The organism is Bartonella sp. W8151 (genome assembly GCF_016100385.1).
GTDB lineage: Bacteria > Pseudomonadota > Alphaproteobacteria > Rhizobiales > Rhizobiaceae > Bartonella > Bartonella apis.
Map to the genome: position 1 here is coordinate 165,755 of NZ_JACFSO010000001.1, position 16,198 is coordinate 181,952.

General features: G+C 46.0%; 16 protein-coding genes and 3 pseudogenes. 9 read left to right on the forward strand and 10 right to left on the reverse strand.

What is annotated here, in order from left to right; all coding sequences use genetic code 11:
* Window positions 1–6: 6 nt before the first annotated feature.
* The 4 genes from leuC to rimM form a co-directional block, all read right to left on the reverse strand.
* Window positions 7–1,416: a 3-isopropylmalate dehydratase large subunit gene (gene leuC / locus H3V14_RS00770; protein WP_198226074.1), complete on the reverse strand. Its 1,410-nt coding sequence runs from the start codon at window positions 1,414–1,416 to the stop codon at window positions 7–9.
* A 208-nt stretch (window positions 1,417–1,624) separates the two neighbouring features.
* A complete protein-coding gene (gene rplS / locus H3V14_RS00775) occupies window positions 1,625–2,086 on the reverse strand; it encodes a 50S ribosomal protein L19 (RefSeq protein ID WP_075869399.1) in 462 nt (153 codons plus the stop codon).
* Between the two features lie 177 nt (window positions 2,087–2,263).
* Complete coding sequence (gene trmD / locus H3V14_RS00780) at window positions 2,264–2,962, reverse strand: tRNA (guanosine(37)-N1)-methyltransferase TrmD (protein WP_198226075.1); 699 nt, start codon at window positions 2,960–2,962, stop codon at window positions 2,264–2,266.
* On the reverse strand, window positions 2,962–3,510 hold the full coding sequence (gene rimM / locus H3V14_RS00785; RefSeq protein WP_198226076.1) for a ribosome maturation factor RimM: 549 nt from the start codon (window positions 3,508–3,510) through the stop codon (window positions 2,962–2,964). Before rimM ends, trmD begins: the two co-directional genes overlap by 1 nt.
* Before the next feature lie 262 nt (window positions 3,511–3,772).
* Between rimM and H3V14_RS00790 the strand changes: the two genes are divergently transcribed.
* The 3 genes and pseudogenes from H3V14_RS00790 (at window position 3,773) to H3V14_RS10775 (ending at window position 6,622) form a co-directional block, all read left to right on the forward strand.
* Window positions 3,773–4,600, forward strand: a complete 828-nt coding sequence (locus H3V14_RS00790) for a SapC family protein (protein WP_198226077.1) — start codon at window positions 3,773–3,775, stop codon at window positions 4,598–4,600.
* A 54-nt stretch (window positions 4,601–4,654) separates the two neighbouring features.
* The gene (locus tag H3V14_RS00795) at window positions 4,655–5,608 is read left to right on the forward strand and encodes a tyrosine recombinase XerC (RefSeq protein ID WP_198226078.1); all 954 of its coding nucleotides are present in this window, start codon (window positions 4,655–4,657) and stop codon (window positions 5,606–5,608) included.
* A 291-nt stretch (window positions 5,609–5,899) separates the two neighbouring features.
* Window positions 5,900–6,622, forward strand: a pseudogene (locus H3V14_RS10775) (arginase family protein).
* 136 nt (window positions 6,623–6,758) lie between these two features.
* Here the strand turns inward: H3V14_RS10775 and H3V14_RS00810 are convergent.
* Entirely contained in the window at window positions 6,759–7,040 is a 282-nt protein-coding gene (locus H3V14_RS00810) for a BolA family transcriptional regulator (protein WP_198214447.1), read from the reverse strand.
* A gap of 139 nt (window positions 7,041–7,179) precedes the next feature.
* Here H3V14_RS00810 and H3V14_RS00815 point away from each other — a divergent pair, with 139 nt between their 5' ends.
* From H3V14_RS00815 to cobT, 3 genes are all read left to right on the forward strand, one after another.
* Window positions 7,180–7,794: a J domain-containing protein gene (locus H3V14_RS00815; RefSeq protein ID WP_075869404.1), complete on the forward strand. Its 615-nt coding sequence runs from the start codon at window positions 7,180–7,182 to the stop codon at window positions 7,792–7,794.
* A 171-nt stretch (window positions 7,795–7,965) separates the two neighbouring features.
* Window positions 7,966–8,952: a cobaltochelatase subunit CobS gene (cobS, locus tag H3V14_RS00820; protein ID WP_075869903.1), complete on the forward strand. Its 987-nt coding sequence runs from the start codon at window positions 7,966–7,968 to the stop codon at window positions 8,950–8,952.
* A gap of 11 nt (window positions 8,953–8,963) precedes the next feature.
* Window positions 8,964–10,841: a cobaltochelatase subunit CobT gene (gene cobT / locus H3V14_RS00825; RefSeq protein ID WP_198226081.1), complete on the forward strand. Its 1,878-nt coding sequence runs from the start codon at window positions 8,964–8,966 to the stop codon at window positions 10,839–10,841.
* A 664-nt stretch (window positions 10,842–11,505) separates the two neighbouring features.
* Here the strand turns inward: cobT and H3V14_RS00830 are convergent.
* From H3V14_RS00830 to H3V14_RS10965, 3 genes and pseudogenes are all read right to left on the reverse strand, one after another.
* Window positions 11,506–11,730 (reverse strand): DUF2188 domain-containing protein, encoded by a 225-nt coding sequence (locus H3V14_RS00830; protein ID WP_198214445.1) that lies wholly within the window; start codon window positions 11,728–11,730, stop codon window positions 11,506–11,508.
* Window positions 11,731–11,778: 48 nt separating this feature from the next.
* Window positions 11,779–11,955 (reverse strand): annotated as a pseudogene (locus tag H3V14_RS10960) (HNH endonuclease signature motif containing protein); the annotation flags it as partial.
* 15 nt (window positions 11,956–11,970) lie between these two features.
* Window positions 11,971–12,402 (reverse strand): annotated as a pseudogene (locus tag H3V14_RS10965) (group II intron maturase-specific domain-containing protein); the annotation flags it as partial.
* A 548-nt stretch (window positions 12,403–12,950) separates the two neighbouring features.
* On the opposite strand from H3V14_RS10965, the gene H3V14_RS00845 reads away from it, so the two are divergent.
* Window positions 12,951–13,202 (forward strand): hypothetical protein, encoded by a 252-nt coding sequence (locus H3V14_RS00845; RefSeq protein ID WP_198214444.1) that lies wholly within the window; start codon window positions 12,951–12,953, stop codon window positions 13,200–13,202.
* Here the strand turns inward: H3V14_RS00845 and H3V14_RS00850 are convergent.
* Window positions 13,190–13,840 (reverse strand): queuosine precursor transporter, encoded by a 651-nt coding sequence (locus tag H3V14_RS00850; protein ID WP_198226082.1) that lies wholly within the window; start codon window positions 13,838–13,840, stop codon window positions 13,190–13,192. The two genes, H3V14_RS00845 and H3V14_RS00850, sit on opposite strands and share 13 nt — an antisense overlap.
* 76 nt (window positions 13,841–13,916) lie before the next feature.
* The gene (gene rpmB / locus H3V14_RS00855; RefSeq protein WP_075869408.1) at window positions 13,917–14,210 is read right to left on the reverse strand and encodes a 50S ribosomal protein L28; all 294 of its coding nucleotides are present in this window, start codon (window positions 14,208–14,210) and stop codon (window positions 13,917–13,919) included.
* 209 nt (window positions 14,211–14,419) lie between these two features.
* Here rpmB and H3V14_RS00860 point away from each other — a divergent pair, with 209 nt between their 5' ends.
* Together H3V14_RS00860 and H3V14_RS00865 are read left to right on the forward strand one after the other, a co-directional pair.
* A complete protein-coding gene (locus H3V14_RS00860) occupies window positions 14,420–15,190 on the forward strand; it encodes an SURF1 family protein (protein ID WP_198226499.1) in 771 nt (256 codons plus the stop codon).
* Entirely contained in the window at window positions 15,183–16,070 is an 888-nt protein-coding gene (locus tag H3V14_RS00865; RefSeq protein WP_198226083.1) for a DMT family transporter, read from the forward strand. Before H3V14_RS00860 ends, H3V14_RS00865 begins: the two co-directional genes overlap by 8 nt.
* Window positions 16,071–16,198: the final 128 nt, after the last annotated feature.

Genomic DNA, 16,198 nt, shown 5'->3' on the forward strand with positions numbered 1-16,198 from the left:
ACAATACTATTTCCAGTCTCTGATATCGACAAAATGGCCGGCAATTGCAGCCGCAGCCGCCATGGCCGGAGAAACCAGATGCGTACGCCCTTTATAACCTTGTCTACTCTCAAAATTACGGTTCGACGTAGAAGCACAGCGCTCTCCCGGTTCCAACCGGTCATCATTCATCGCAAGGCACATGGAACAACCGGGCTCCCGCCAGTCAAAACCGGCATCCTTGAAGATTTTATCAAGCCCTTCTTTTTCTGCCTGTTCCTTGACGAGACCTGACCCCGGAACAACCATTGCCGAAACGGTGGGTGAAACCTTTTTCCCTTTAACCATTGCGGCCGCCGCACGCATATCTTCAATACGTCCATTGGTGCAAGAACCGATGAAGACCCGATCAATCTTGATGTCGGTCATTTTCGTTCCAGCCTTCAAGCCCATATATTCAAGTGCACGCATTTTGGAAGCACGTTTGGTTTCGTCGGCAATCTCTTCAGGATCGGGAACAACTCCAGTAACCGGAACAACATCTTCCGGCGACGAGCCCCAGGTAACCGATGGCACAAGCTCGCTCGCGTCAAGTGTGACGACAGTGTCGTAATGGGCGCCTTCATCCGATTTCAGTGTTTTCCAATAGGCAATTGCTTTCTCCAGCATTTCACCCTTCGGCGCCCGCGGACGACTTCTGATATAATCAAAAGTGGTTTCATCCGGTGCAATCATACCGGCACGTGCACCTGCTTCAATCGACATATTGCAAACGGTCATCCGGCCTTCCATAGAAAGGCCACGTATTGCCTCACCGGTAAATTCTATGACGTGTCCAGTGCCGCCTGCCGTACCGATTTTTCCGATAATAGCCAGAACAAGATCCTTGGCAGTTACGCCTTTCGGCAGAGTACCATTGACCTGAACCAGCATATTTTTGGATTTTTTCTGGATCAGTGTCTGGGTCGCCAGAACATGCTCGACCTCGGACGTACCGATGCCATGGGCAAGAGCACCAAAAGCGCCATGTGTCGAAGTATGGCTATCACCGCAGACGATCGTCATGCCGGGCAGAGTAAAGCCTTGCTCGGGCCCTATGATATGGACAATACCCTGACGTTTGTCGTTCTGGTTAAAATATTCTATCCCGAATTCGGACGTGTTTTTTGCCAAAGCCTCGACTTGCGTGCGGCTTTGCTCGTTCTTGATGCCTTTTGCACGATCGGGAGATGTCGGAATATTATGATCGACAACCGCCAATGTCTTTTCCGGATGCCGTACGGCACGATGAGCCATGCGCAAGCCCTCGAAAGCCTGAGGACTGGTGACTTCATGGACAAGATGGCGATCAATATAGAGTAGGCATGTTCCGTCTTCCTGACGGTCTACAATATGATCTTCGAAAATCTTGTCATAAAGCGTACGCGGGGCACTCATTTTTTTGTCCTTGAATATTAAAAATTAAGCGTTTCCAACTTTCAAACGGGCCATTATTCGGCGATTGTTCCAAAAGTCAATGAACATGATATGAGATAAGAACGATCACACGATTTTGCAAAGCCCGCATCGAATTCCATAAAGAACCCGATGCAATAAAAAAGCGGCTTTAAAGCCGCTTTTATTTCATATCGAACCAGACCGGCTTTTATTCTGACTTATCACCAGATTCCGGTAGCGGTGCAGCAACTGTTTCAACAGTGACAGTTTCGGCTTCACCAGTGCTTGGAACATCAACCGACTTCTTGCGGTAGTCTCTTTTCTCGGAAATGCGGGCAGCTTTACCGGTAAGGCCACGCAAATAATAAAGCTTGGCACGACGTACATTACCGCGACGAACAACCTCGACACCCTCGACAAGTGGTGAATAAACAGGGAACACGCGCTCTACACCCTCGCCATAGGAAATTTTACGAACGGTGAATGTCTCGTTAAGACCACCACCCGAACGGGCAATGCAAACACCTTCATAAGCTTGAACACGGGTACGTGTTCCTTCAGTAACGCGAACCGAAACGCGAAGTGTATCACCGGCCTGAAAGGCAGGAAGTTTGCGCTTTTCTTCAATTTTTGCGCGCTGCTCGGCGTCGAGCTGTTGTATAATATTCATCTCATCAATCCTTCATGTTCTTCTCGAACAGTCAGAGCGCTCGACTCTTGCCCTCGAAACCTTGTTCCTTCGGCTATGCCTTGCGGCAGGAGCGGGTTCACCATCCATTAATTTCCGGATGCAGATGACGTACCATCTGAAAACGTGGTTTGCCCATACACTATCATGAAAACTGAATCAAGCTTTCCTGTTATTTTTCTCGTAAACCGAATAAAGATCCGGTCGTTTTAACCTTGTTATTTCTTCCGCACGGCTTTTACGCCAATTTTCTATTGCTTTGTGATTTCCTGATGTCAAAACTTCGGGAATTGATCTGCCTTCAAATATTTGCGGGCGTGTATATTGCGGATATTCAAGAAGCCCTGTCTCGAAACTTTCCTGTTCACCCGATTGACTGTTTCCCATCACACCGGGCAAAAGCCGCACAATCGAATCAAGTATAACGAGTGCTGCCCCCTCGCCACCGGATAAAATGTAATCGCCGATCGAAACCTCGATTAGATTTCTGGCTTCGATCACCCTTTCGTCCACACCTTCAAAACGTCCGCAAATAAGGGTGACACCCCCGCCATCTTTCAATTCATGTGCCATTTTCTGGTCAAAAGTGCGCCCGCGCGGACTCATCAATAAACGGGGATAACGATTGTCGACACTGTCAATGGCTTTCGCAAGCACATCGGGCTTCATAACCATTCCGGCGCCACCGCCTGCCGGTGTGTCATCCACACTATGATGACGGTCAGACGCAAAATCCCTTATCTGGACTTTATCAAGCGACCAGATGCCGTTTTCCAGCGCACGACCGGCCATAGAATGGCCGAGAAACCCCGGAAACATTTCCGGATAAAGGGTCAGTACTTGTGCCTTGAAACTCATTATCCTTCCTCACGTTCCGGATTGGAATCATCCTCGACGAGACCTGCAGCCCGCCGATCAATGGCAATAAAACCCTGTCCAATATTGATTTCAGGAACCGCAGCCTTTGAAAATGGAATGAGTTTGAGCCCCTCACCTTCAATTTTCAGTTCAAGAATATCACCACCACCAAAATCAAAGAATGCATTGACCTCGCCGATCATTCGGCCGGTCTCGTCTCTCACACGCAAACCGATAAGATCGGTCTGATAAAATTCGTCTTCTTCGAGATCATCCGGCAATTGTTGCCGATCGACATAAAGGGCTGTTCCATTGAGCGCTTCGGCACTGTTGCGATCGTCAATGCCTGAAAAATGGGCAATAATGGCGTTGCACGCTTTTCTTATATGTTCAATTTTGAAAGACCTTCCATTTTCGTCGAATACCGTACTATAAGACGAAAGTCCGAGAGGATCGGCGGTAAACACCATAAGCTTTACATCACCTTTGATACCGTGGGCTGCCGCAATGGTTGCAAGACGCACCAAATTATTTTTGCTTTTTTCCATATGGTTCTGCTTTTGCTCCAATTTGCGGCTTTCCGCTCTTAAAAATCGGCTTTTCTTAAAAATTTACTTCAAGTTTGAGACTTTTTTAATAATACCCGCTCAAAATTCAAGCCGTTCGCTTTAATATGGTTCATCTACCATATTCAATAGGGATCGAGAGGAAACAAACCGTCGAATCCCGATTGAAAAGCGAAAATGGCGGCTTTGGGGTCAAAAATTTGCAAAACGTAGCCATATAAACAAAATACTCAGGAGGGTACTTATGCCAACAGTTATGCTTTTTTACAAAAATATTGTCCCCATTTCACGCGAAACACACAAAAAGCTGAAATTCAGTGCACCGAAAAATCTCGACTTTGCAGCAAACACCCATTGGGTTCCTTTGGCTGGCGAAGAGTTTTATCAGGCTGCATTAAGTTACCCTATATTGTTTATGGGTGCCGAAGATAAAGAGGGTAAAATCACCTATACCGCCGTTGCCATGCTCGGTTTGGCAAATGAGGAAAACGATTATCTCGACAAAAATAAAAAGTGGCGTGCCGACACATATATTCCGGCATTCGTCCGCCGTTATCCATTTGTGTTGGCAGGAGCGCCTGACCAGAAAGAATTGACTGTTTGCTTTGATTCCGAATCAGGCATGTTCAATGAAGTTGAAGGTATCGACCTTTTTAACAGCGATGGCAGCGTTTCACCCTTCATGGAAGATCGTATCAACTTCCTGAACGCATTCAAAAACAGCATGGAACAGACAAGCAAATTTTTGGAAACCGTTGCCAAAATGGGTCTGTTCAAAAAACAGTCTATCGACATACGCTCGCAAAGCGGGCAAACCGCAAGGCTCGAAAATTTCTGGATTATCGACACCGAGAAATTCAACAAGCTTTCAGGCGACCAACTTGCAAAACTCCATAAACAAGGATTTCTTGGCTGGATCTTTGCAGAATTGATGTCGATGAATAATCTTCCAAATCTCATGGGGCTCCATCTCGCCCATATGAAAAATGCATTGAATGCACCGAAAGCGGCGTCGGATAAAACCGGCGAGGCTTTAAAAAACGAAAAACCCGTCTCGACAAAAAACAATTAAAGTTGAGCTGACAAAGAAACCCCCTGTTAAACTCTGTCATGGTAGATTGATGTCATGACAGAGATAGTGCCCTCAGATCTTCCTTTACTGGAAGCAACACCTCAGCTTTTGTCTGCGCGCAAAGACTGGCTCGAGCAGCTTCAAAAAACACGTCGCGTCGCAAAACTCACTGTCGAAGCCTATGAAAGAGATAGCCGACAGTTTCTGAGCTTTCTTTGTCAACATCTGGGCCATATTCCAGACATTTCCGATCTTTCCGGACTTCGTGTCGCCGATATGAGGTCATTTCTTGCCTATAGACGCAATATGGGCGTCGGTTCGCGTTCACTCGGCCGTGGTCTTGCCGGCATACGTTCGTTTTTCAACTTTTTGACACGTGCAGGACTTGCCGACGTGCCGGCAGCACGCATTGTGCGCACGCCGAAACAACCAAAATCGTTACCAAAACCGCTTAATATTGCCGACGCTTTACACATTGTTGACAAGAAAACCCAGCTTGACGACGAGCCTTGGGTTGCTTCCAGAAACGCTGCCATTCTCACTCTCTGCTATGGATGTGGCCTAAGAATTTCGGAAGCTTTGTCGCTGACGCCTGCGGATTTTAGCGACAAAAACGCTACCAGCATTTATGTAACCGGCAAGGGAGGGAAAACCCGTCTCGTCCCTGTTATTCCGGCTGTCCATGAAGCAATAGACGATTATCTTTCCTGCTGTCCATTCATTCTTCCCCCCGATCAACCTTTGTTCCGCGGTGTGCGTGGCGGAAAATTACAAAGGGCAATTGTCGAACGCGCTGTTCAACAATTACGAGCGAGTCTCGGCCTTCCTGATAGTGTCACACCGCATGCGCTCAGGCATTCTTTTGCAACGCATCTTTTGTCGCGTGGCGGGGATCTTCGCACCATTCAGGAATTGCTCGGTCACGCAAGCCTTTCAACCACGCAAATTTATACCGGTGTTGATACGGACCGTTTAATGGAAGTTTATAAAAAGGCCCATCCACGTTGAGAATCGCCTCTGACTGTTAAAAAACCATCAGGCCGGTCAATCACTGATACAGCCTTTTTAATGATATAAAAACACCTGACAAAATTATAAAGAAAACCCGACTTCAAAAGGAATATCGGACTCCAAACCATGTTGGAGGATGTTATGACCCAATCAAAAACGATCCGTCTTGTTATGCCGCAATGGCAAGGTGGAGATAATCCGCTTTATCACCTTGGTGCAGGATTGTTGGATTATCTTGCTCCAAGCACAAACACACCATCCTTTACTGTTCCTGTTACAAAACCGGGCATGCCTCTCAAAAATGAAAACGGCATCATAGGAAGAGGAGAAATCGTCAAACAGCTTCAAAGTGCATATGCGATTATCAACAGAGAAAAGCCTGACAAGATTGTTATGTTCGGCGGCGATTGTCTGGTCGATCTGGCGCCATTTTCATATCTGAGCACGGTTTATGGTCAATCGTTCGGTATATTGTGGATTGATGCCCATCCCGACGTTATGACGCCGAAACAATTTGCCCATTCCCACGCCCACGTTTTGGGAGCACTTATGGGAAATGGCGATCCTGACCTTATTAAAGATGTCTAAACACCGGTGCCCGCAAAGAAGGTCATGATTGCAGGTATCCACCATCCGACTGATTATGAAAAACAGTTCCTGAAAGATCATGATATTGCTATGATTTCACCGGAACAATTGAAAACATCCGATCAACCGGTCCTAGAGTGGATCAAGAATCAGAATATCAAATATCTGGCTATCCATATCGACCTTGATGTCCTTGATTTTCACCTCTTTCACGCGTTATTGATGGCCGAACCCGGTGTCAGTGCCGATAAATATGCGGGCATTGCCGAAGGTCGTCTGACGATGGATCATGTTGTAAAGCTGATAAAAGACGTCAATGAAATAACCACTATCGTTGGCGTCGGAATTGCCGAACATCTCCCGTGGGATGCACTCCATCTTAAAAGCATGCTTGCCGAATTACCGCTAATAAACGGTCATTGACTTTATCATTTAAAATTCGGAAATATTTGTAATTCCGGATTTTGTTCAACAATCATCCTGAGGAAAAAGATTGATCCGGTATGATTTTAAGAGTTTTATTATTTTGTAAAACAAAACCGGATAATCTTATCTCCGGTCATTCAGCCTTGGCTTCAATGGCCAAGGCATGGATACCACTTTCAAGTTCATGCTTGAGCACGTGGTTTATTGCGCGATGAATATCCACCCGTTTCATGCCTTTAAAAGCCTTCGCGGTAATTTTGACGCGAAAATGCGTTTCACCTTTGCCATCAAAGGTTTGACCATCCTCATGCTGGTGACCGGCGTGAAGGTGACTTTCATCAATAATTTCAATAGCAGATGGAGAAAAGGCAGCTTGTAGCTTTTTCTTGATAGTTTCTGCAACTGTGCTGGACATTTTCTTCTTTTAACCCCATATCTGAGCGGTAAGTTTGACCCGATTCTTGCTTGATAAAAATCGGTGACAGACATGTGGGAACAAAAATCCCTAAAGTCAATTCTTGTCAAACGCATATGTTTTGCATTAAGCCGGAAACATGACGACCACATCGAAATTATTTGATTCAATCCGCATCAGTTCCAACAGAAAAAAGAAGGCGGAGCCACAGGCTCCCCAATGTCAATGGGAGGGATGCACCAAACCTGGTACACATCGGGCACCAGCCGGGCGCGATCATGAGGGTGAATATCTTCATTTTTGCCTCGAGCATGTGCGCGAATATAACAAGAATTTCAATTATTTTTCAGGGCTGAAAGACGAAGAAATCGCCAAATTCCAGAAAGACGCCCTGACAGGTCATCGCCCGACATGGAAATCGGGTGTTAATGCCGCAGCCAAACCTGCTGCCGATTTTTCCAGAATCCGTTCCGGTTCTGCTGCCTATCAAAACAGGGTGAATGACCCTCTTCATATGTTCAGCCAGCAAAGCCGTTCAACCAACGCACCGCGGAAATTGAAAACACTGGAAGCGCGGGCTTTCATGACATTGGGGCTTGAAGCCAATGCCACAAGCCGCGATATCAAAGCCAAATATAAAGCTTTGGTGAAACTTCACCATCCTGATGCAAATGGTGGTGACAGGTCTTCCGAAGATCGTTTGCGTGAAGTATTACAGGCATACAACCTGTTGAAAAATGCCGGTTTTTGCTGACACAGGACTGAAGACGAAGAAAAGACAATTCTTTTCGATGGAACATTGAAATTCTTGTCCGATAGTCTGATAACAGCTTGAGAGCTTGTAGCTCTTCATTTTAAGACACATTATAGCTATATGGTGTGTTCATATTTAATTCGGACGCGGTTTTATCCGTATGGAGGCATGATGACAAAGGACGATCTGGGTATTGATAATGTGCCTGATATAACAGTATCGGCACGCGAACTTTTCGGTATTGATACCGATATGCAGGTTCCAGCGTTCAGCGAAACAGATCCCAATGTGCCCGAGCTTGATCCGGATTATCTGTTCGATCGGGAAACGACTTTGGCAATCCTTGCCGGTTTTGCTTATAATCGCCGTGTGATGGTTTCAGGCTATCATGGCACCGGAAAATCCACCCATATTGAGCAGATTGCGGCGCGTTTGAACTGGCCTTGTATTCGCGTCAATCTTGATAGTCATGTCAGTCGTATCGACCTTGTCGGAAAGGATGCGATTGTTATCAAAGACGGCATGCAGGTGACCGAATTTCAGGATGGCATCCTGCCTTGGGCTTATCAAAGAAATGTGGCCCTGGTTTTTGACGAATATGATGCCGGTCGTCCTGATGTGATGTTTGTCATCCAGCGCGTACTGGAATCATCCGGACGTTTGACCTTGCTTGATCAGAGCCGTGTTATTGCGCCACATCCTGCCTTTCGCCTGTTTGCCACGGCAAACACAATCGGTCTTGGCGATACAACCGGACTTTATCATGGCACGCAGCAGATCAATCAGGCGCAAATGGACCGCTGGTCGATTGTGACGACTTTGAACTATTTGCCGCATGACAACGAAGTCAATATTGTCCTTGCCAAAGCCAAGAGTTTCCGTACCAAGGAAGGCCGCGAGACGGTTTCACAAATGGTTCATGTTGCCGACATGACCAGACAAGCTTTTATCAATGGTGATCTATCAACTGTTATGAGCCCGCGTACTGTCATTACATGGGCTGAAAATACCGAGATTTTCAAAGATCTGGGATTTGCATTCCGCCTTACATTTTTAAACAAGTGCGACGAACTGGAACGCCCGACCGTTGCTGAATTCTATCAACGGGCTTTTGGTAAGGAATTGCCTGAATCACTGGCCCATGCGGTTCTGTCGTAAGGAAAACATTTATGACCGCACAAGCAGGAGACAACACGCGAGAGCGTCCTTCGGGACTGATTGACAGTGAACCTTTCAAACGGGCGACAACTGTTTGCATGCGTGCGGTCTCTGGCGATCATGAGCTTGATGTAGTTTTCGGTGAAGACCGCCCCGCTATAGTGGCGGGACACGCACGGCTTCCCGATATTCCCCGCCACCCGACATATAATGATTATGCTGTTACGCGCGGACTTGCCGATTCAATGGCTTTGCGTCAAGCATGGCATGATAGTGAAATCCATTCCAATCTCGCTCCGCAGGTCCCCGAAGCACGTGCCGTTTACGATGCTGTCGAGCAGGCACGTGTTGAAGCAATTGGCACACTCGCTATGGAAGGCATGGCAGAAAACCTTGATGCAATGCTTGCTGACAAATATAAAAGGGCAAACTATCAGGCAATCACCACAAAGGAAGAAGCTCCCCTTGAAGAAGCACTTGCGCTGATGGTGCGCGAGAAGATTACCGGACGTAAACCACCCGAAGAAGCTGGGCCGGTCGTCGATCTATGGCGTAAGTGGATTGAAGAAAAAACCGGAAAAGACCTCGATAATCTGGCAAAAAATGTCAATGATCAGGACAAATTTGCCCGCATTGTGCGTAATATGTTGGCATCCATGCAACTTGCTGAAAGTCTCGAAGAGAACGAGACTGATAGCGATGGCGAAAACGAGGATGAAAACAACGAGCCTCAGGAAAACGAGGACGGCGATTCAAAAGAACAGGAAGGCTCCGACAGGACGGAAAGCGAACCTTCTGATGATGTTGATGAAGATGCCGAAGACGGCGATATGGAAGCGTCCGATTCTTCGGAAGAAGATGGTAGCGATTCAGAAGAGATAGACACCGAGGAGACTTCCGGACAAACAAAGCGCCCGCAACCACCATTTTCCGATATGGACGAGCTTGGCGATTACAAAGTTTATACGCGCGAATTTGACGAGGAAGTCGAAGCTTCCGAACTTTGCGACATTGAAGAACTCACAAAATTACGTGCGTTTCTTGATAAGCAGCTTACCAATTTGCAAGGCGCTGTTGGCAAGCTCGCCAACCGCTTGCAACGGCGCTTGATGGCTCAACAGAACAGATCATGGAATTTTGACCTTGAAGAAGGTTATCTCGACTCGGCAAGATTGCCGCGCGTCGTGATCGACCCGACACAACCACTTTCTTTCAAACAGGAACGCGATACCGATTTTCGTGATACCGTCGTCTCGCTGGTCATTGATAATTCCGGCTCTATGAGAGGGCGCCCCATTACTGTTGCTGCAACCTGCGTCGATATTCTGGCAAGGACGCTCGAACGCTGCGGCGTGAAGGTTGAAATTCTAGGCTTTACCACAAAAGCATGGAAAGGTGGCCAATCACGCGAAAAATGGCTTGCCAACGGTAAACCTGCCAATCCCGGACGGCTTAACGATCTGCGCCACATTATTTATAAAAGTGCCGATACGCCTTGGCGGCGCGCCAAACGCAATCTCGGACTGATGATGCGCGAAGGGCTCCTTAAAGAAAATATCGACGGCGAAGCTTTGATATGGGCTCATCAGCGGTTACTTGGCCGGCGTGAATACCGGCGCATTCTGATGATGATTTCTGACGGTGCTCCCGTTGATGATTCCACACTTTCCGTCAATCCCGGTAATTATCTTGAAAAACATCTACGCGCTGTCATTGACGAAATCGAGACACATTCTCCGGTTGAACTCATAGCAATTGGTATCGGTCACGATGTCACCCGCTATTATCAGCGCGCTGTGACAATTGTCGATGCGGAAGAACTTGCCGGCGCCATGACGGAACAACTTGCAAGCCTGTTTGACGAGGATGAATCCCGTAAAACTCGCTAACAGGTGCTATCTTTTACACGCTGCGGTTTTTCGATTTTCATTTTTCAATCAGAATTTCACGACAAATAATCACGCTGTCACAATGTTTTCCGATATCTTTGTTTAAACGTTAATGCGTTTTCGGAAATTCGCGTTCATTCGGCTTTTTCCAAAACTGCTTTGTTCCAATGATCCGGTTCATTTTTCTTTATTTTTTGGCTTTTGAAAAACAATCGGTTAACCGCAGAAAGACCGAAAACTTTCAATCCTGTTTCCGCTCATTACCTCAAAAATTTATCGAAACAAAAGTAACATCGGAATTTGCACTGCCGCTCTATCCGGACATGACATTTCTCAGGCTTAAGCGACGAAATATTCTGAAGGCTTTATCCTGACGATTCTTTTTGCGCCCGAACCACCGCATTAGCGTGCCGATCCCGCAGTGAAACTCGACAATGCTTTTTCAGATAAATTGCTTTAGCCTGTGAGCTTTTCCGATACTTAACCGGTGATGCAATCATCAAATCGGCATTCTTTAAAAACTGAAAATCCGTTCTATGCCGGTTAACAGCAGCACATTACTGTGCCGTCCCCTAAGAACCGTACATGCAAGTCTCCCCGTGTACAGCTCAAGCCTTTATAAGCCCGCACTACTGTTTGGGCCAGCAACATTTTAACTGTTGGGTTAGCCTTTTGGTGGACAAGGATCATTACCGTAACTATTCCGCTCACGGATTTTCCCATTTTCACCATGAATAAAAACCTCACTTCTCTGATTCTTTGCTATATCACGCGCAGCTTCGAAAGCTTCCTGCTGCGTGCGATGATGTGAAGTATCTCTGGAGTTCTTTTCACCAAGCACAGCCCAACCGTCATTTCTTTTAACTACGTGCTGATTTTTACCTGCCATGGGTGAGCTCCTTCCGGTTTTTATATACTGTATAAATTACCATGACATTCATTTTAATGTCAACATATTGATATTTATTTTATGTATAAACACCACATATAGTACCTTATCCATTTCATGGTTATGGATCAACCGATGGCAGTTAGGATGCAGTATCAATAAATTATCGATTTCATCACCACCTCTTTCTACTCGTCTGATAATGAGATGGACATCCCAATCATCATTATCTCTGAAGACCTAGTGGCAGATCGGACATTGATAGACCTGCCGCTCCCAAATTAATCTCAGTTTTCCTCGCTGCATTTTACCTTCTTTCCAGCGCTTAACCTGCCGCTGTTCGAAGTACAACTCATCAACCGGATCATATGAATTAGCCTCAGACCTGATTTTAATGTGATGTTTGATAGGAATATCTTTGCAGGATACCAACCTTTGCAGGCCGTTTTCCGCATTGACACTCTGGAATACCCAGTTCTCGCCACCTATCGAGTAAAAATACTTATGCTCAACCCAGTATTTGTTGCGATTACCGTGCCGTCGGCACGGCCAGCGCCAGAGCAACTTCCTGACGCGATAGTCGATATAGCCAAACGTCCCTTTGGCAACAATATGACGATGATAATTTGCCCAACCCCATGATACTGGATTAAGTTGTCTTATCAGGTCACCCTGTTTTGACGCCGCATACGTTTCACTATCAGCCGGACTTTCTGGAGGCGGTTACGCAATCCCTTGGCAACAGGCTTTATCAGCATTTTGCCGCAGCACTTACGCACGTTCTGCCCCAGAAAATCAAACCCTTCCGAAATATGGTTATCACCGGTTTTTCGGCACAAATTGCGCCATTACTCAAAAAATTCTCAACAGATAGTTTTCTTACGATCTAAAAAACGTCTTATCTGCCCCGTTCCCGCCAAATAATTTTATTGGGTTTTACATCAGATATATCAATATCTGACCAATTTCTATCTTGAATATCTGTCTTTCATTTATCAATCAATCCGGTTTTATCGGGGAAGTTTTTCGAGGGGAAGAAGAACGATGGAGGAGGAGAACGTTGACGGAATTACGTGCCAACCTAAAGCCCGCTAAAGTTAAAATACAACGCTTCTATTGCTGGTTTTGATCGGAACCATCAAATATTTCGACCGTTCGACGCTTTCAATAAGTAACACATTGATCCGACAGTACCTCGGCTTGTCACTGACCGAAATGAGATGGCTGCTTTCCGCGTCTTTATAGGCTTATATGCGATTTTACAATTACCTCGTAGACTTCTCGTTGACAGATTTGGAGCGCGCCGGGTATTCGAAAAAGCCCGTGATGCGCATTTGATTGCCGGCGTTTATTGCCCGAATAGCACATTTGCCAAACGTTATCAGTCACTCGGTTACCAGTTCATGACATTAAGCAACGACAAAGCAATGATTCGCGAAGCTGCCCGAACCATTCTTGGTCAAATGGCTTGATCGCCATTTTCGTGAATTTTTCCGTGATAAATATCCGGCATGAAGATTGCCAGAATGGCACCATAAGGCAAAAGCATAAATAGCCCCATGAATAGTTTTACGCAGAAATCGCCGCAAGATAATGAGAGCCAGACAGGCACCTCAAGCCCCATCAGATTTGTCATGGTAGGAATGGAGCTATCGCTATAACCGGTGAGTTTGTCGATAAACGAAAAATGGCTGGAAAAAGCAACAGCGAAAAACCACACGGTATCAAGTGCCGAACCGGTAATTGCAGCCGCAAGCGGCGCTATCCACCAGGTTTTGCGTCGCAAGGGATTGAACACCAGAATATCCAACAACTGCGCAAAAAGAAAAGCTGTTCCCGAGGCAATTGCCAATCGGGGGCTTGCAAGAATCCAGGAAACAAGAAGACCGGCAATAAAACCAGCATAAACGATACGTCGTGCAGCGTGGGGGCCGTAGCGACGATTTGTCAGATCGTTGATGAGAAAAGCAAACGGATAGGTAAATGCACCGTAGGTCAGAAGATGTTCCAATCCGAACCAGTGAAACGGATATTGCACCAGAACATTGGATGCCGTCACCGCGACGCACATTGCAAAAACCGCAAAAATAAGATGTCGGGTCTGTTTCATTTTTTTAACCTGGGTGATGGAACCAGAAAAAAGGGCCGAAAATCGGCCCTCAAGACGAATCGTATATTGAAAAAAATCAGGCTGCTGCTTCAGCGAGCTTCTTTTCAATCTGACGCTTCAACAAGCGGGCCCGTTGCGACAATTCCTTGTCACCGGACTTCAAAAGAAAAGCATCAAGACCACCGCGATGTTCAACCGAACGCAAAGCATTTGCTGAAATGCGCAAACGATAGCTTTGCTCGAGAGCATCCGAGATCAATGTAACATTGCAGAGATTTGGCAAAAAACGGCGACGCGATTTGTTATTTGCGTGGCTGACATTGTTGCCATATTGGACTGTTTTTCCAGTCAATTCGCAGGCGCGGGACATAGGTTTCACCTTTAAATTCTAATAGAAGCAACCGACAAGCATGTTAAATTTCCAATGAACACGCGTATAGATTGGCTTCCCAAAAATTGGTAAGTTGCGTTTCTATAGGGGGCCTAGACGAAAAGGTCAAGAGTTTTCATGTGATAGATGAAGGTTAAAACGTAACAAATCTGTTTTTTTGACAAGGATATGATAAAAGAATTGCCATGATGAGTGATATGAAAACAGATACACCCCGTTCTCGCGGCCGTTCCCCGATATTTTTGGGCATTTTCGGCTTCCTGTGTGTTTTCTTTTTTTGTGCCTTTTCGGCATTGGGAGTCTGGCAAGTCGAAAGGCTTGGCTGGAAAGAAAATCTGATTAAAAATGCCAATGAACGCATCCACCTTGCGCCAATTGCTGCACCAACAAGAAGTGAATGGGTAAAGGTAACATATGATAGTGACGAGTATCGCCCTGTCACGCTAACCGGCCGTTTTTTGAATGACAAAGAAGTTCTGGTCACGGCTGTTGCCGATGAAGACACAGGTTATTGGGTGCTGACACCAATGGAAACAGAAGACGGGTCAATCACATTCATCAATCGGGGATTTGTCCCCATGGATAAGCGCGACCAGAAAACACGGGCAGCCGGACTTGTCGAAGGTAAAACGACAGTTACCGGTCTTTTGCGTATGAGCGAAGGTGGCGGTTTTTTCCCGCGTAAAAATAATCCGGATAGTAATTTGTGGTATACGAGGCAATTGCCTGCTATGGCAAAGAAAGTCGGCTTGGATAACGTTGCCCCATATTTTATAGATGCCGATAAAACACCAAATACAGGCGGTTTACCGATTGGTGGTTTAACTGTGGTAAGCTTTCCTAATAATCACTTGAGCTATGCTATTACTTGGTTTACTTTGGCTGCCGGTGTATTTGCAGCATCTATATTTTTAATTATTTCTGAAAAACGGCGTCGGCGCGGTATCGTTTATGAATAAAGCAACAGGAATTGGTTTTCTGGCAATCCTTATGTGGTCGCTTTTGGCGACATTGACGGCATTTTCCGGAAAGGTTCCTTCTCTCCTGTTGACTTCTATGACATTTCTCATCGGCACAATACCGGGGGTGGTAATCTGGATCAAACATCCTCAAACACTAAAAGATCTGAAACAACCCTTCATCGTCTGGGTCGTGGGCATTGGTGGCCTATTCGGCTACCACTTCCTTTATTTTACAGCGTTAAGAAATGCACCACCTGTTGACGCAGCATTGATCAATTATTTATGGCCGTTGTTGATTGTGCTTGGTTCTGCACTTATGCCGGGGGAAAAACTGCGCTGGTTCCATGTTCTCGGTGCATTATTGGGGTTTTCCGGAATGGTACTGGTCATCGCCGGAAAAGGCGGGTTTGTTATTGATGAAAAAAACATCTTTGGCTATCTCGTTGCATTGGGAAGCGCTTTTGCATGGGCGGCCTATTCGCTTCTTTCCCGTCGATTATCAAAAGTTCCAACAACAGTCGTCGCAGCCTTTTGCCTTATAACGTCTATTTTGGCGTTCCTTTGTCACTTCATTTTTTCAGAACCCTTCATTTTGCCGGGGACCGGCACACAATGGTTATCCGTTCTGTTATTAGGACTCTTCCCTGTCGGGCTTGCTTTTTACTGTTGGGATTTTGGTGTCAAAAAGGGCAATATCCAGCTTTTAGGCGTCGCAAGTTATAGCGCACCTTTGCTTTCGACACTTATCATGGTGGCGACGGGACTTGCAGAGCCGTCATGGCGTTTATTGGCAGCATGTCTTTTCATTACAGGCGGTGCTGTCCTTGCGTCCAAGAATCTGATTTTCAAATCGAAACTGCAACCGGTTTCCGAATAGAAGAAAACGATCTTCATCAATCATCATCATTCCTTTTTTGGGGAGATCATTTCACTATTATCGAAATCAAATTTTATAGTTCTCGAAAAAAATCCTGCATACGATAAATAATCGAACTATCCTGTAAA